The 16,213-nt window shown below is 67.2% G+C and carries 12 protein-coding genes; 7 read left to right on the forward strand and 5 right to left on the reverse strand.

The annotated features are described in order from the left end of the window. Positions 1-10 precede the first annotated feature (10 nt). The 3 genes from ASD72_RS11625 to ASD72_RS11635 all read left to right on the forward strand — a co-directional run bounded on the left by ASD72_RS11625 (position 11) and on the right by ASD72_RS11635 (position 1,661). Complete coding sequence (locus ASD72_RS11625; RefSeq protein WP_056880106.1) at positions 11-568, forward strand: nitrate reductase cytochrome c-type subunit; 558 nt, start codon at positions 11-13, stop codon at positions 566-568. Positions 569-571: 3 nt separating this feature from the next. Beyond that, the gene (locus ASD72_RS11630; protein ID WP_056880107.1) at positions 572-1,171 is read left to right on the forward strand and encodes a NapC/NirT family cytochrome c; all 600 of its coding nucleotides are present in this window, start codon (positions 572-574) and stop codon (positions 1,169-1,171) included. A gap of 91 nt (positions 1,172-1,262) precedes the next feature. After that, complete coding sequence (locus ASD72_RS11635; RefSeq protein ID WP_056880108.1) at positions 1,263-1,661, forward strand: transposase; 399 nt, start codon at positions 1,263-1,265, stop codon at positions 1,659-1,661. A 26-nt stretch (positions 1,662-1,687) separates the two neighbouring features. On the opposite strand, the gene ASD72_RS11640 is transcribed toward ASD72_RS11635, so the two are convergent. Genes ASD72_RS11640 through ASD72_RS11660 form a run of 5 tightly spaced genes read right to left on the reverse strand, consistent with a single transcriptional unit; the run spans position 1,688 to position 7,205 of the window. After that, complete coding sequence (locus ASD72_RS11640) at positions 1,688-2,962, reverse strand: dicarboxylate/amino acid:cation symporter (RefSeq protein ID WP_056880109.1); 1,275 nt, start codon at positions 2,960-2,962, stop codon at positions 1,688-1,690. Next, a complete protein-coding gene (locus tag ASD72_RS11645; RefSeq protein ID WP_056880110.1) occupies positions 2,959-3,741 on the reverse strand; it encodes a L,D-transpeptidase family protein in 783 nt (260 codons plus the stop codon). Before ASD72_RS11645 ends, ASD72_RS11640 begins: the two co-directional genes overlap by 4 nt. Continuing rightward, positions 3,741-4,595, reverse strand: coding sequence for a MurR/RpiR family transcriptional regulator (locus tag ASD72_RS11650; RefSeq protein WP_056880111.1), 855 nt, complete (start codon positions 4,593-4,595; stop codon positions 3,741-3,743). Before ASD72_RS11650 ends, ASD72_RS11645 begins: the two co-directional genes overlap by 1 nt. Before the next feature lie 55 nt (positions 4,596-4,650). Continuing rightward, positions 4,651-5,748: a dipeptide epimerase gene (locus ASD72_RS11655; RefSeq protein ID WP_056880112.1), complete on the reverse strand. Its 1,098-nt coding sequence runs from the start codon at positions 5,746-5,748 to the stop codon at positions 4,651-4,653. Then, entirely contained in the window at positions 5,745-7,205 is a 1,461-nt protein-coding gene (locus tag ASD72_RS11660; RefSeq protein WP_081420299.1) for an SH3 domain-containing protein, read from the reverse strand. Before ASD72_RS11660 ends, ASD72_RS11655 begins: the two co-directional genes overlap by 4 nt. A 274-nt stretch (positions 7,206-7,479) precedes the next feature. Here ASD72_RS11660 and ASD72_RS11665 point away from each other — a divergent pair, with 274 nt between their 5' ends. From ASD72_RS11665 to ASD72_RS11680, 4 genes are all read left to right on the forward strand, one after another. Beyond that, positions 7,480-8,901 (forward strand): transglutaminase domain-containing protein, encoded by a 1,422-nt coding sequence (locus ASD72_RS11665; RefSeq protein WP_056880113.1) that lies wholly within the window; start codon positions 7,480-7,482, stop codon positions 8,899-8,901. Between the two features lie 49 nt (positions 8,902-8,950). After that, the gene (locus tag ASD72_RS11670; RefSeq protein ID WP_056880114.1) at positions 8,951-11,980 is read left to right on the forward strand and encodes a TonB-dependent receptor; all 3,030 of its coding nucleotides are present in this window, start codon (positions 8,951-8,953) and stop codon (positions 11,978-11,980) included. Between the two features lie 139 nt (positions 11,981-12,119). Next, positions 12,120-12,896, forward strand: a complete 777-nt coding sequence (locus ASD72_RS11675) for an N-acetylmuramoyl-L-alanine amidase (RefSeq protein ID WP_056880115.1) — start codon at positions 12,120-12,122, stop codon at positions 12,894-12,896. 368 nt (positions 12,897-13,264) lie between these two features. Next, a complete protein-coding gene (locus ASD72_RS11680; RefSeq protein ID WP_056880116.1) occupies positions 13,265-16,174 on the forward strand; it encodes a TonB-dependent receptor in 2,910 nt (969 codons plus the stop codon). The last annotated feature ends 39 nt before the right edge of the window (positions 16,175-16,213 follow it).

Here is a 16,213-nt window from a genome sequence, read left to right on the forward strand (position 1 = left end):
GAGCACGCCCATGCAGAACAAGCAGCTGTGGATCGCGGTGGCGCTGACCGGGGTGCTGATGGCGCTGGTGTTCGTGGCGGGCTGGATGTTCGGCCGTCCGAAGCACGCGGACGTCGCGGCGGCGGTCGCGTCCACCCCCGTGGATGCGCGCGCGGTGTTCGTGCCGGGCGCCGGGCAGATCGATGCCCTCCGTCGCGGCGTGCCGATCGACCAGGAAGGCCATCCGCCGCCGATGGCCCGCGTGGAGAACACCGACCTCAAGCGCGCACGCGCCTATCCGATGCAACCGCCGACGATCCCGCACGCGATCGACGGCTACCAGATCGACAGGAACAGCAATCGCTGCATGCTCTGCCACGCGCGCGCCAATGCGGCCACGTTCCAGGCGCCGCCGGTCAGCGTGACCCACTACATGGATCGCGACGACCAGTTCCTGGCGACGATCTCGCCACGGCGCTACTTCTGCAACCAGTGCCACGTGGTGCAGACCGACGCGCCGGTGCTGGTGGCGAACCAGTTCCGCGACATCGACAGCGTGCTGTCGTCGCCGCCGGCGGCGAAGGAGTAGCCCATGTGGTCACGGACGAAAGCGCGGGTGATGGGCCTGTGGCGCACGTTGCGTCTGCCCAGCCGCCACTACAGCCTCGGCTTCCTGACGGTGGCCGGTTTCCTGGCGGGGATCATGTTCTGGGGCGGCTTCAACACGGCGCTGGAGGCGACCAATACGGAAGCGTTCTGCACCAGCTGCCACGAGATGCGCGACAACGTCTTCGAGGAACTGAAGACCACGATCCACTACAGCAATCGCTCCGGCGTGCGCGCGACGTGCCCCGATTGCCACGTGCCGCACAACTGGACGGACAAGATCGCGCGCAAGATGCAGGCCTCCAAGGAAGTGTGGGGCAAGATCTTCGGCACGATCGACACGCGCGAGGAATTCCTCGATGAGCGCCTGATCCTGGCGACGCACGAGTGGAACCGGCTGAAGGCCAACGATTCGCTGGAGTGCCGCAACTGCCACGATTACGACTCGATGGACCTCACGCGCCAAGGCTCGCGTGCGGCGCAGGTGCACAAGTTGTGGCTCGGCACCGGCAAGAAGACCTGCATCGATTGCCACAAGGGCGTGGCCCATCACCTGCCGAACATGGAAGGCGTGCCGCAAGGTTGAGCGCGCCTTGTCGTGTCCGCATTGCCTGTGACGCGACGAATTCTCCTGTGCAGCGAAAAAAGATTTCGCGCGACACGCACGGGAGGCGGGGATGGCGACAGGGGATGTGCAGCAGGGTGCCGGTGGTAACGAGGCCTCGTTCCTGGATGACGCGCGGTGGCGCCTGGTCGCCGATCGTCTGCCGCCGCTGGTACGCGCCCGCGCGCGCAACGGGGAACGTACGCGGATCTTTCTCGAAGGGGTGCTCTGGGTAGCGATCAACCGTGCGCCGTGGGGCTATCTTCCGTCCGAATACGGCGCATGGCACACCGTCTATGTGCGCTTTACCCGCTGGGTGCACGAGGGCATCTGGGAAGACATGCTGAAGGCCTTGGCGCCGCATCCCGACCTGGCCGAACCCCTCCGTTGGCTGCTGGCCGGCTACCGCGCCACGCGCTATCCCACGCGCGGCGGACGGAACCGCATCGCATCCGTGTCCTGCGAGGACTGAGCGGCGCGGAATCCCGCGCCATCGCGTCAGGGTTCGCCGGGATGGCCTTCGATATCCGCGTCGACGGCGTCCGGTGACTGGCGCGCCACGATGCTGCTCGCGGTGAGGTCGCCGGTGACGTTGCCGGTGGTGGCGAACACATCGGGGATGGTGTCCACGGCCAGCAGCAGGCCCAGCGGTTCGATCGGCAAGCCCATCGACTGCGTCACCGGCATCACTGTGGCCATGAAGCTGACCTGGCCCGGCAGGCCGATCGAGCCCAGGCTGATCACCACCGCCAGCGCGGCGCCGCCCGCCAGCGTCACCGCATTGAGATCGATGCCGTAGGCCCACGCGACGAAGCACGCGGCGACGATGTACTGGATCGGGCTGGTGATGCGGAACAGCGTCACCGCCATCGGCAGCACCAGTGCCGCGACCGCGCGTGGATGGCCCAGGCGGAAGCGCGCGGTTTCGACCATCGCCGGCAGTGAGGCCAGCGAGGACTGCGTGCTGGCCGCCACCACCTGCGCCGGCAGGATGGCCTTGGCGAAAGCGAGCGGCGACTGCCGCGCGAACACCGCCACGAGCAGGTAGCAGATCAACGTCGCGCCCAGGTACATGCCGCACTGCAGGACGATGTAGCCGGCCAGCGCGCCGATCACGCCGATGCCGGCCTGTGCGCAGACCGCGAGCACCAGCGCGAACACGCCGATCGGTGCGGCCACCAGCATCCAGCGCACGATCACGATCATGGTGTCGGCGATGCCGTGGCAGAAGGTGATGATCTGCGTGCGTCGATCGGCTTCGACGCGGGTCAGCGCGAAGCCGAAGAACAGCGCGAACACCACCACCGGCAGCATCGCGCCCTGGGCGGCGGCCATGATCGCGTTGCTCGGCACGATGGAGCCGATCCATTGCGCCAGGCCGGGCGTCTCGATCGCGCCGGCCACGGGCAGCGTGCCGTGCAGGGTCGCGGTCAGGGCCGGGCTCGGCGGCACCGCCGACAACACCAGCGGCGCGACGATGGCCGCATAGGCGGCGAACAGCGACAGCACCGCGATGAACACCACCATCGCGCGCCGCGCCACGCGACCCGACGCGGCGGCATCGCTCGCGGTGGCCACGCCCAGGACCACCAGCGACAGCACCAGCGGTACCACGGTCATCTGCAGGCCGCTGAGCCACAGCTTGCCGATCGGCTGGGCGATCGCCGCAGCGGTGCCCGCGGAGGTGGGCCACCAGTGGGCGAGGGAAAGGCCGGCGAGCGCGCCGGCGACCAGACCGATGAGGACGCGCGCGGTGGCGCCGGGCCACCTCATCGTGCGGCCTCCGGCAGTCGCCAGTCACGTGCGAGGCGCGCGTACTCCGCACGTGGCAATAGGACGAACACCGGGCGTTCCGCAGGCTGCAGCCAGCCGAACAGCGCGTCCATGGTCTCCGCGGCCATCGCGGTGCAGCCCGCCGTCGCTTCGCCGGGCGTGCGCCACAGGTGCGCGAAGATGCAGCTGCCGCCGCGCGGCGTCGCGTTCGCGTTGTGGCCGATCACCAGGCCTTCGCGGTAACGCGGGTCGCCGTTGCCGTGCAGGTCCAGGCGCATCGGTTCGGTGGAGCCCTTCGCCGCCGCTTCGCCGACCTCACGCGTGTCGACGATGCGGTTGTAGAGCGGCGAATCCGGCACGTCGATGCAATAGCTGGTGGCCTGCATCGCACGGTAGGGCAGCGCCGTGGCGCCCTTCGCGGCGTAGCCGAACGCTTCGCCCAGGGTGAACACGCCGGCGGGCGCGCGGCCGTCGCCCTCCTGCTTGCGCGGACCGGCGTCCTGCGCCGGATGCAGGCCCAGGCCCCAGGCGGCGCCGTTGCGGCCCACGGCAATGGGCGAGGCATCGCCCGCCGCACGCCACTGGCCATCCTTCCAATCGAAGCGCTGCAGCGTGCCCTGCGTGGCGTCCCAGCCGTCGGTCAGCACGAGCACCAGCTGGCGGGCATCGCGCCACGGCAGCGGCGGCGATGCCGTCGCCGGGCTGGCGCAGGCACTGGTACCGGGCAGCAGCAGGGCTGCGAGCAGGAAGGGGCGGAACACACGGTGCAGGACAGGCATCACGACTCCAGCAGGTGATGGATGCGTTCGAGATTGAGGGCGAGCTGGCGATGCCGGCCGGGGTTCTGGCACAGCAGGACGAACAGGAAGTCCAGCAGCGATTGCAGCGAGGAGCGGTACAGCAGTTGCTCGACGTGCGGCTCGTGGTCGTGCGCGGACACGACCAGCGCCGCGTCGGCATGCGCGCGCAGCGGGTTGGCGGTGTGGCGCGTGATCGAGATGACCTTGCCTTCGAATGCCTGGAACTGCCGGCTGACCTGCGAGAGTTCGGGCAGCTTGCCGAACTCGGAGAACATCAGCAGCACGTCGCCCGGACGCGCGGCCGACAGGTTGGCCATCATCAGGATGGGATCGGCGTGCGGCACCGTCAGCAGGCCGAGCAGCGACAGCCGCATGGCGAACTCGCGCGCGAACAGGCCGTCGTCGCCGAGCCCGCAGACGAATACCTTGCCGGCGCCGTCGATCATGTCGACGATGGCTTCCACCTGCGCACGCGGATTGAGCGCGCGGGTTTCCTCCTCGGCGGCGGCCTTGCTCAGGCGCAGCCCTTCCTGCAGTCGCAGGTAGGCGTCGCCGGCGTCGTCCCGCGCCGCGACCGGCAGCGCCGCCTGGCCGTTGCCGTTGCGCCCGATCGTCTCGCCGATCGAGTACTTGAGGTCGGGATAGCCCTTGAAGCCGAACTTCTGCGCGAACTTCACCACGCTGGACTGGCTGATGCCCAGCGCGCTGGCCAACTGCTGCGAGGAGTAGTCGCGCAGCAGGTGGGCGTTGTCCAGGATGAAGTCGGCGATGCGGCGCTCGATGGCCGACATCTGGTCGCGTTCGGAACGGATCTTCACCAAGGGCGTGGTCATGGCGGCAGTGTGAAGGCGGCGGGGTGGGCCTGACAACGGCAGCCGGCGGCCGGGATCAACCCGGCAGCAGCTCGAGGCCGCGGATCTCGCGGATGCCCAGGCCCGGCGCGTCGGTGATTGTGATTTCCGATTCGTTGAAGATCACGCCGCCTTCCACCGGATTGAACTGGCCCAGCGACGGGCCGTCCAGGTCGATCTTGGTGATGACGTTGGCCTTCGCGGCCGCGACCTGCACGGCCGCGGCGACGCTGACACCGGCCTCGATCATGCAGCCGATCATGCATTCCACGCCGTAGAGCGAGGCGATGTCGGCGATGCGGATGGCGTTGGAGATGCCGCCGGTCTTCATCAGCTTGATGTTGATGATGTCGGCCGCGCGCATCTTGATCAGGTCGATCACTTCGGTGGGGCCGAACACGCTCTCGTCGGCCATCACCGGCGTGTGCACGCGGTCGGTGACGTACTTCAGGCCGTCCAGGTCGCGCGCCTTCACCGGCTGCTCCAGCAGCTCGAGCACCACGCCGGCTTCCTCCAGGTTCTGCATGGCGAACACGGCCTGCTTGGCGGTCCAGCCCTGGTTGGCGTCCAGGCGCAGCAGCGCACGGCCTTCCACCGCCGAATAGATCGCCTTGACGCGCTCGATGTCCAGGCCGATGTCCTTGCCCACCTTGATCTTCAGCGACTCGAAGCCGCGCTCCACCGCGCTGATCGAGTCGGCGACCATCTTGTCGATGTAGTCCACGCTGATGGTGATGTCAGTGGTGATCACCGGGTCGCCGCCGCCCAGCATCTTGTAGAGCGGCGCGTCGTAGAGCTGCGCCCACAGGTCGTAGACCGCGATCTCCACCGCCGCCTTGGCGCTGGTGTTGCGCTCCAGCGCGGTCTGGATGAGATCGGTGATGCGGTTGAGGTTGGCGATGTCCTGCCCGATCAGGCGCGGCCGGATGAACTTGCCGATCGCCTCGATGATCGAGCCGTGCGTGTCGCCGGTGATGACGGCGGTGGCCGGCGCTTCGCCGTAGCCGATGTGGCCGGTGTCGGTGTGCACCAGCACCACGATGTCTTCCACCGTGTCGACGGTGCGCAGCGCGGTCTTGAACGGCGTTTTCAGCGGCACGCGCAGCATGCCGAACCGGATGTCGGTGATCTTCATGGAGCCCCTTGGGGACGGATTCTCTGGATGGCGGTGATGCGGTCGACGGTGGACTGCTCGCTGTTGAACATCAGCGGTTCCAGCGGGGTGACGGCGACGGAATTGAGCCGGGCGCGCACGGGGTTGCCGTCCGCGCCGCGGTAGGTGATGCCGGTGGTGTCGTGGATCGTGTAGGTGGTGCCGTTGTCGTGGCCGATCACCATCATCACGTGGCCCGGGATGTAGACCAGGTCCCCGACCTGCAGCGTGCGCAGCACGGCGAGGCGCTTCTCGTGGCTGTCGGAAGCGTCGAAGCCCACCCGCTCGAGCGCGGGGCTGACGGCCTGGGCGCTGGTGTTGCGCGGCAGGGTGATGCCCATGCTGCGATAGACCTCGGACACGAAGCCGCTGCAGTCGCGCGTGTTGTAGCTGTGGCCCCAGCCGTAGCGCTCGCCGAGGAACTTGAACCCCTGGCGCAGCACGTTGGCGTGCGTCAGCGGCAGGTAGTCCGTCGATACGTCGGCGGTGCGCGGCAGCAGGGCCGGCAGCAGGGCCAGCGTGCCATCGGCGCGACGCACCGGCAGCTGCACGACGTACGAGGTGTACGGATGCTGGCCGTTCACCGGCGCATCGGCGGGCCAGCCGTCGAGTACGGGCACGCGGACGCCCATGTCCAGTTGCAGCTCGGACAGGCCCGCTTCCTCCGGGTTGTAGACCGTGCGCGCGGTGGCGCCGGTGACCACCAGCGAGGGCGCGCCGCGCCCATAACCCAGGACCACGTCGCGCGCGCCTTCGGCCACGAACCGTTTCTCGATCCATGCGGCGTACAACGGGCTCACCACGAAGTACCAGTCGCCGTCGGCGCTCGCATGGGCGATGACCACGGGTGTGCCGGGGAACAGCGCGCTTTCCTGGAAGCGGTCGATGTCGGTGTCGCCACGGCTGCTGAAAACGCGTTCGCGGGTGGGGAAGGTGCGCAGGTCGGCGCGGTGCACGACCAGGCCATAACGCGCGGGCGTCTGGGCCGGGACCTGTTCCACGGCGGCATTGGCGGTGAACGATGCCAGCTGCGCTTTCGTCACGTCGCGGCCCTGTACGTCGTACAGCGTGCGGGTGGGCGTGGCGGACAGCGGCACCAGCCATTCGCGGACCTGGTCGCGCGTGAGCAAAGCGGGCACCGCGTCGAGATCGTGGACGTGGCGGTCGGACTGCACCATCTGCCGGTTCTGTGCGGCGACGCCGGCCGTGTCCAGGAGCGCGCGTTGCGGCTGGGCCAGCTTGTCGATCCAGTACGCGGGGTCCAGATGCCGGTCTTCGACCCCGATGACGGCATGTCGCGGCAGGGGCAGGCCGGCGTCGCGCGCCTGGGCCGGTAGCGCGGTCGCCAACAGGACGGCCAGCGCCAGGGACAGCGCGCTGCCGAGGATCGCGGGTCGGCGCGTCCCGGAGGCCGGCCGAGGCACGGACCGGTGCTGCATCGCTAGGTTCATCCGCTCCCCTTCTCTGTGCCCAAGGCCTGCTGGAGTACATCACGCCATGCCGGGGCTGGTTCTGCAAGAATATTTATTTCTTCCGATATAAAAATCAAGAATAAATTATTGACCGTGTGTTCAGGTCGTGTTACACAAATCACACCTGTCGGCCTGGGGGTTGTTCGACGTGGATGCCAGCGTTTGCCAGCACTCGGTAGCAGTACGCGGCAGGCGCCGGCAGCGTCGGCTGGCCGCGTGGCTGTGCCTGGGCGGGTGGCCGATGGTACTCCTGGCACCTGGCGTGGCCGTGGCCGGCGATCCGCTGGCCGCGATCGTCGCCGACATTGATCGGGGCCGCTTCTCCGAAGCGGACACGGCGATCACCCGGGCCTTGTCGGTCCGCGGCGTGGAGGCTTCGAAAGCCGAGGCCCTGCGGTTCCAGCGCGAGCGCATGCGCCGCATCCGCCTGGACTTCACCCTCGACGCCGCCGCCGTGCGCGAACGCATCCGCGCACAGGTGCCGGACCTGCACGAGGACGAGTTCCGGCGGTGGGACGCCGCCGGGCTGATCGAGCGGCTGGATATCGACGGCGAGCCGCGTTACTTCAACCGGTCCGTCTCCAACCTGTTCCGCGTGAGCCCGGAGGCGGCCGCCCGTCGCGCGCCGCCGGTGAAGCCGTTCGCGCAGGGGCCTTACGAAACCCTGCACCGCCACCATCGGGACGTATTGCAGATCGCGAAGGCGACGGCGTCCACCAGCGTGCTGCCCCGCCGCGTGCGCATCACCCACCGCCTCACCGTGAAGCCCGATGCCGTTCCCGCAGGCGAGACCGTTCGCGCCTGGATCCCTTACCCGCGCGCGATCGCGGGCCAGCAGGAGGCCATCGCGCTGGTGGACAGCCAACCGGCACGGCCGCAGGTCGCGCCGGAACGCGCGCTGCAGCGCACCGCCTATCTCGAGCAACCCGCGATCGCGGGCCAGCCGACGACGTTCTCGCTGACGTACGAAGTCACCGTGCATGCGCGCCGCGTGGCGATCGATCCGGCCCGCGTGGTGCCGGCGGAGATCACGCCGGACCTCGTCCCTTTCGTGGCCGAACGCGCGCCGCACGTGCGCTTCAGCGACGACCTGCGCCGGTTCAGTGCGGAGATCGTCGGCGAGGAGACGAATCCCTACCGCATCGCGCAGAAGCTGTTCGCCGCGGTGGACCGCATTCCCTGGGGCGGCGCGCGCGAGTACTCCACCATCACCAACATCAGCGACTACGCGTTCCGCGCCGGCCATGCCGATTGCGGGCAGCAGACGTTGCTGCTGATCACGCTGCTGCGCATGAACGGCATCCCCGCGCGCTGGCAGTCCGGCTGGGCCTACTCCGAAGACGTCGAAGGCCACGACACCATGCACGACTGGGGCGCGCTGTACCTCGCGCCCTACGGCTGGGTGCCGATGGACGTGACCACCGGCCAGCTCGCATCGGACGACCCGGCGCTGCGCTGGTTCTACCTCGGCGGGCTGGATGCCTACCGCGTCGCCTTCAACGACGACTACTCCCGGGACTTCATTCCCGCCAAGCAGCACGTGCGTTCCGAGACCGTGGACCTGCAGCGCGGCGAAGTGGAGTGGAAGGGCGGGAACCTCTACTTCGACCAATGGGATTACCAGTTCGAATGGACCGTCCTGCCCCGGGACGGGCGCAGCTGATTCCACCACCACACGATTCAAACAACATCTTTAGCAGGAGAGAGCGGGGATGAAAGGCAAGGTATTGAAGAAGGCGGCACTGGGCATGGCGCTCGGCGCCTGCCTGGCGTCGATGGCGCCCCTGGCGATGGCGCAGAGCGCGACCGGTGCGGTCGCGGGCCGTGCGAACGCAGGCGACCAGATCACGATCACCAACACGGCGACGGGCGCCGCGCGCACCGTCACCGTAGGCGGCGATGGCGGTTACCGCCTGAGCCAGTTGCCGGTCGGCGACTATCAGTTGCAGGTCAAGCGCGCGGGCCAGGACGTGGGCCAGGCGGTGGCCGTCAACGTGCCGCTGGGCGGCACCACCACCGTCAACCTAGGCAGCGATGGCGGCGTGGTGAACCTCAACGCCGTGCAGGTGGTCGGATCGCGCGTGATCAATCGCGTGGACGTGCGCTCGACCGAATCGGCGACGACGATCAACCGCGAAGAACTCGCCAGACTGCCGGTCGCGCAGGATCTCAGCTCGGTGGCGTTGCTCGCACCCGGCGTGGTCGGGGGCAACTCCAGTTTCGGCGGCATTTCGTTCGGCGGCTCGTCCGTGGCCGAGAACTCCGTGTTCATCAACGGCCTGAACGTCACCGACTTCTATCGTCGCCAGAGCTTCTCCACGGCGCCGTTCGCGTTCTTCCAGGAATTCCAGGTCAAGACCGGCGGCTACTCCGTCGAGTTCGGCCGCAGCACGGGCGGCGTGATCAACGCGGTGACCCGTTCGGGCAGCAACGAGTTCCAGGGCGGCGTCGAAGTGACCTTCGAACCCGAAGCCTGGCGCGCCTCGGCCGACGACCACCAGTTCTCCGACACCGACGCCAATGGCAACCCTGTGCCGGTGTACTACCGCGCGAGCCACGATACCCGCACATTCAGCAAGACCAATGTGTGGGCATCCGGCCCGGTGGTGAAGGACAAGCTGTTCCTGTTCGCGATGTTCGAGCAGCGCGACAACCGCGCCGGCTACACCAACGGCAACGGCAACACCTGGACGACCGGCGAATCGGGCAACGGCTTCTGGGGCACGAAGCTGGACTGGAACATCAACGACAACCACCGCCTTGAGCTGCTCGCGTTCTCCGACGAGGGCGACACCGACAGCACCACCTATGCCTACGACTGGGACGCCGCCACGCGCGGCGGCATGAGCGGCGTCAGCACGACGGAGAGCGGCGGCAAGAGCGGTTCGCTGACCTACACGGGCCGCTTCGGCGACAACTTCACCGTCAAGGCGATGTACGGCGAGAACAACAGCAGCAGCTTCGTGCGCTCGCCCGCCGACGCCCTGTGCTCGCAGGTGATCATCAATTCCAGCTACAACACCGTCTACGCGGGCATGGGCCGGCCACCGGTCAGCTGTCATCCCGGCGGCACGGTCATCAACCACGAGGACGAGCGCGAAGTCGGCCGCCTGGACTTCGAGTGGACGCTGGGCGACCACCTGCTGCGGTTCGGCCTGGACCGCGAAGTCATGACGACCGATCGCTCCTCCTTCTACCCGGGTCCGGCGCAGATGACCTACACGGTCTATTCGATGACCCCGGGCGCGGCGCTGGACAACGGCGCCACCGTGCCGGCCGGCGTCAACGCCGTCGTGATGGGTCGCAAGCGCATCGATGGCGGCGTCTTCGACACCACCGCCAACGCCTGGTACATCGAGGACAACTGGAGCGTCACGCCGAACCTGCTGCTGAACCTCGGCCTGCGCGTGGATGCGTTCAACAACAAGACCGCGGCCGGCGGCAGCTTCATCAAGATCGACGACCTGGTCTCGCCGCGCCTCGGGTTCTCCTGGGACATGAAGGGCGATGGCAGCACCAAGCTGTTCGGCAACCTGGGCCGCTACTACCTGCCCGTCACCAACAACATCAACTACACGTTCGCAGGCGGCTTGATCGACGAGCGCACGTACTACGTGCTCAATGGCTGGAGCCCGCAGACCAATCCGATCACCGGCACGAGCTACATGCAGCCGGTGCTGGGCGCCCAGATCGGCCCGGTGGACGACCAGTTCAACGTCACCGTCGGCGATCTTCGCCAGAGCGTGGACCGCGACATCGACGCGGTCTACCAGGACGAAGCGATCCTCGGCTTCCAGACGATGATCAACCAGGCCTGGTCGTGGGGCGTCAACGCGACCTATCGCCGGATGACGAACGCGTTGGACGACATCCGCATCAACGCGCTGTGCGGCGTCCGCCACGCCAACATCTGGCCGATCGCCAACCCGGGCGACCAGCTCACCCTGTGGGGCACCACCGCGATGGGCTGCGCCCAGGATGGCTGGGTCACCATCGACACGTCGCAAGAGGGCTACATCACGACCGGCAGCAACCGGATCATCGGTTACTCCAAGCCCAAGCGCACCTACAAGGCCGTCGAATTCCAGATCGACCGCGCGTGGGACGACAAGTGGGCCTTCAACGCGTCGTACCTGTGGTCGAAGTCGGAGGGCAACCACGAAGGCCCGGTCAATTCCGACACCAACTACGGCGACACCGGCATGGTCCAGCACTGGGACCACCCGGCCAACAACGAACGCTACGGCGTGCTGTTCAACGATCACGAGCACCAGATCAAATTGCGCGCCAGCTACAAGTTCAACGAGATGTGGTCGGTCGGCGGCACGTTCACCGCGCTCTCGGGCGGCCCGATCACGGCGTTCGGCGTGACCTGGCCGGACGAGAACCTGGCCGTGGCCAGCTACACCAGCGAAGGCAGTGGCGGCGGCACCGGCTGGATCTGCGTGCAGAACTGCAGCGGCGCCTACGACCAGCGCGTCTACGAATATTCCGAGCGCGGTGCGTTCGGCCGCATGCCGTGGACGTACAACCTGGGCGCGAACCTCACATGGACGCTGCCGGTGGAAGGCATCGACCTGAAGGCGCGGCTCTCGGTCTACAACCTGCTCAACGACCAGGAAGTGATCAACGTCCGTGGCCGTTACGAGAAGCAGCCCGGCATATACCGCACCACCTTCGGCACCGGCACCCGCTGGCAGTCGCCGCGCTACACGCAACTCGTGGTGACGTGGAACTTCTGACCGCACAGTGCATGCGGTTGGACGTGTGTCTCTCCCGTGGCCTGCCGTTCGCGGCAGGCCTTTCTTTGTCCGCGCCGTGTCCGTCCCACGACGCGATCCGTGCTATTGCTATGCCGGCGCGTATTCCGAGGTGTCCCGTATGACGAAGCCCGTTCCGTTCGCGTCCCGATCGCTCGCCCTGGCCGCACTGGTTCTGCTGCTGGGGGCGTGCGCGCATACCGGCCCGCGCAATCCGCTCGCCACCTGGGTGCCGTCGAAGAACTTCGACGAACGGCGACCGGTCGTCATCGTGTTGCACTACACCGAGCAGGGTTCCGTCGAACAATCGCTGGACACGCTGCGCAGCCGCAACAGCGGTGGGCGCGTCAGTTCGCATTACCTCGTCGGCAAGGACGGGAAGGTCTACCAGCTGGTCAGCGACACGAAGCGGGCCTGGCATGCGGGCGCGGGAAGCTGGGGCGCGATCACCGACGTCAACAACGCATCCATCGGCATCGAGATCGACAACGACGGGAAGAGTCCGTACCCCGATGCGCAGGTCGAGAGCCTGATCGTGCTGCTGCGCGACCTCACCACGCGGCTGCGCATCCCGCCCGCTCAGATCATCGGCCACTCCGACCTCGCGCCCACCCGCAAGATCGATCCGGGCCCGCTGTTTCCCTGGAAGCGCCTGCACGAGGCCGGCTTCGGCCTGTGGCCCGCGGCCGACGCTGGCGAGCCGCCTGCGGGTTTCGATCCCTGGCTGGCGCTGCAGGCGATCGGTTATGCGATCGACAATCGGGGCGATACGGTGCGTGCCTTCCACCATCGGTTCCGCGGCATCGAGGGCGTCGAACTGGATGCGGAAGACCTGCGCATCCTGTACGCGCTCACGCATCCGGCACCGGCGGCAAACCCTCCGCCGGCAACGCCTTGAACGAGAATATTCAAGTCGGCCTCTCCTAACATTAGGAATAATTTATTGACTCGCCGCAGGCGGCGTGCTACATCGAACTACAGGGGTTTTTCCTGCCGGACGTGATGTTCTTGCCGGCGGCGCAGTAACCGGCGGGGTGCCGGCGCAACAACCAGATCGTCAGCGATGTTCCGCGTTGCGTGCCCGGGATGGGGCGCGTCGGTTGGTCCGTATGGGGAATCCAGATGCTCCTGTGGCGCGTGCGCATCCATGCGACCGCGCCCGGGCAAGAAGCCCGCAGTGGAGATCCCGTCGAGCGACTCGCGCCGCGCCGCGCAGCACATCGTCCTGGCAGCATTCGCAGCGTTCCATCATCCAGGAGATTCCGCATGCCCGCTCGAACCCGCCCGCTCAAGCCGAGCCATCTTGCCGCCGCCATCGTGCTGGGCCTGGCGATTCCGGGCACCAGCCTGGCGCAGGACGCGACGCCCGCCAGCGGAAGCAGCGCACGCACGCTCGACACCGTCACCGTCACCGGTTCGCGCATCAAGCGCACCGAGGTGGAGGCGCAGTTGCCGGTCACCGTACTGCAGAAGGAGCGCATCGACGAACTCGGCATCTCGTCGGCGGAACAGTTGCTGATGTTCCTCAACATCGCGGGCAACAGCTCGGACAACCTCGCCAGCAACGGTGGCATCGTCAGCGAGGAGCAGCGCGGCAACAACGGTGTTTCCGGCGCCAACCTGCGTGGCCAGGGCGCCGACGCGACGCTGGTGCTGTTGAACGGCCGCCGCGTCGCCACCCACGGCCTCAAGGGCCGCGCGGTGGACTTGAACTCCATTCCCTTCGCCGCGCTCGACCGCGTGGAAGTGCTGCGCGACGGCGCTTCGGCCGTCTACGGCACCGACGCCATCGGCGGCGTGATCAACTTCATCACCAAGACCGACTACACGGGCCTCGAGGCCTCGACCTTCGTCGACGTCACCGAGGATGGCGGCGGCAACATCTTCCGCGCCAACCTGTTGGGCGGCTGGGGCGACCTCGACAACGACCGCTGGAACGTCTTCGGCACGGTCACCTACAAGAAGAACGAGATCCTGCGCGGTACGGACCGCGACTATTCCAACACCTTCCAGGCCGACCGCGGCCTTTCGCCCGACACGCGCGGCACCCCCTTCGCGACGGTGTTCAGCCTGGGCACCACGGGCGTGGGCGCCACCAGCCTGTTGCGCAACGGCCAACTCGATCCGGCGGACGGGCCGGGCTCCACCTTGCGCCAGAGCGCGATCAACATCCTCGACCTGCCGGGTGCGGCGGGCTGCGAAAGCGGCGGCGACATGATGGGTGCGTACGACCATCGCCTGTGGAGCAGTGCGGCTTCGCGCTATGCCTGCGCCTGGGACTATCCGGCCGCAGCGATCATCCAGCAGCCGCAGGAAAGCGTCGATTTCATCGGCCGCGCCACCTTCAAGATCAGCGACAACCACCAGGCCTATGTGGAACTGGTCGGGTCGCAGGTGGACGTTGAGAAGACGTTCGAGCCGAACCAGATCTCGTCCAGCACGTCCGCGGCCACCACCGCGCTCGGCCCGACCACGTGGTATCCGTTGAATGCGCTGACGCAGGACACCTACGACATGGTGTACGACGCGCTCGCGGCGTACTTCGGTGCCGGCAACCTCAACTATGGCGCGCCGATCGCCTATCGCTGGCGCTGTATCGCCTGCGGACCGCGCCAGATCGAGACCACGACCAAGTCCTACCGCTTCCTCGCCGCTTTCGAAGGCTCGCTGGGCAGCAAGTGGGACTACAACGTGGGCCTGTCGCGCGCATCGAGCAAGTCCGAATCCACGCTGGGCAGTGGCTATCACTACACCGATTCGCTGCGCACGATCCTGGGCAGCGGCCTGCTGAATCCGTTCCTGCTGCCGGGCCAGGAGCAGAGCGCCGCCGCGATGTCCGCACTGGACGCGGCATCGGCCGCCGGCGTCATGCTGTATGGCGGCGAATCGATCCTCACCACCCTGGATGCCACGTTCTCCGGCAGCCTGGGCTTCTCGCTGCCGGGTGGCGAAGTGCTGGCGGCCACCGGCATCGACCTGCGTCGCGAGGAATTCAAGTTCGACGGCGACTCGCGCGTGGACAAGCGCCCGATCTTCAACGCGCCGTTCGACGAATCGAACATCCTCAACGACGTCAGCCGCGACATCAAGGCGCTCTACGCGGAAGTGTATCTGCCGCTGCTCGACAACCTCGACATCACCGTGGCCGGCCGCTACGACGACTACGATGGCTTCGGCAGCACCACCAACCCGAAGGTGTCGTTCAAGTTCGCACCTTTCGATGGCGTCGCACTGCGCGGCGCCTATAGCACCGGCTTCAAGGTGCCCTCGTTCAACCAGCTCTTCAACGGTGTGACCGAAACCCAGTACACCGGCCTGGACCTGGCCGACCCGGCGACCTGCCCCAGCGGCATCGCCAACCCGGCGGTCGCCGGCTGCGAGTCGATCCGCCCGGTCGAGCTGTTCGGCGGCAAGGAAGACCTGCAGCCGGAAGAGTCCACCCAGAAGAGCTTCGGCGTGGTGCTGGCGCCGGTCGACTGGCTCAACGTCAGCGTCGACTGGTGGGAGATCGAACGCGAGAACACCATCCGCTCCGCGCCGCGCGATATCCTGATCCAGTACTACGACGTGTTCGCCGCCAACTGGATCCGCGACGCCAGCGGCGAAGTCGTGGCCATCGACCGCCGTTACATCAACTCGGGCGGCAGCCTGATGCGCGGCATCGAGATCGACGGCAACGTGATGGGCGACCTGGCCGGCGGCACCTTCCGCCTGAACCTCAACGGCAGCTACATCAACACCTTCAAGACGAAGGCGCTGGAAACCCTGCCGTACACGGACAACCTGGTCGGCGACTACGTCCGCTACTACAACCTGCCGATCAAGTGGAAGCACACGCTGACCTTCACCTGGCAGAAGGGCGACTGGTCGCACAACGTCAGCCAGATCTACCGCGACGGTTACAACGACGAGCTGCCGGTGAGCGTGCGCAACAACTCGTATATCCCGGAAAACTGGAATCCGCGCGTCTCCAACTACACCACGTACAACTACAGCCTGGTGTATTCGGGCATCGAGCGGATGAAGCTGACCTTCGGCATCAAGAACCTGTTCAACGAAGATCCGCCGTTCACCGCCCACCAGAACGACTTCGCCGCCGGCGCCGCGTGGGAAACCCGCATCGCCGATCCGCGTGGCCGCGCGTACAGCCTGCTGATGGAATACAAGTTCCGCTGAGGGGTTGACGGTGTCATGGCACGGGCGGCGATGCCGCCC

The organism is Pseudoxanthomonas sp. Root630, from assembly GCF_001427585.1.
In the GTDB taxonomy this organism is placed as follows: Bacteria; Pseudomonadota; Gammaproteobacteria; order Xanthomonadales; family Xanthomonadaceae; genus Pseudoxanthomonas_A.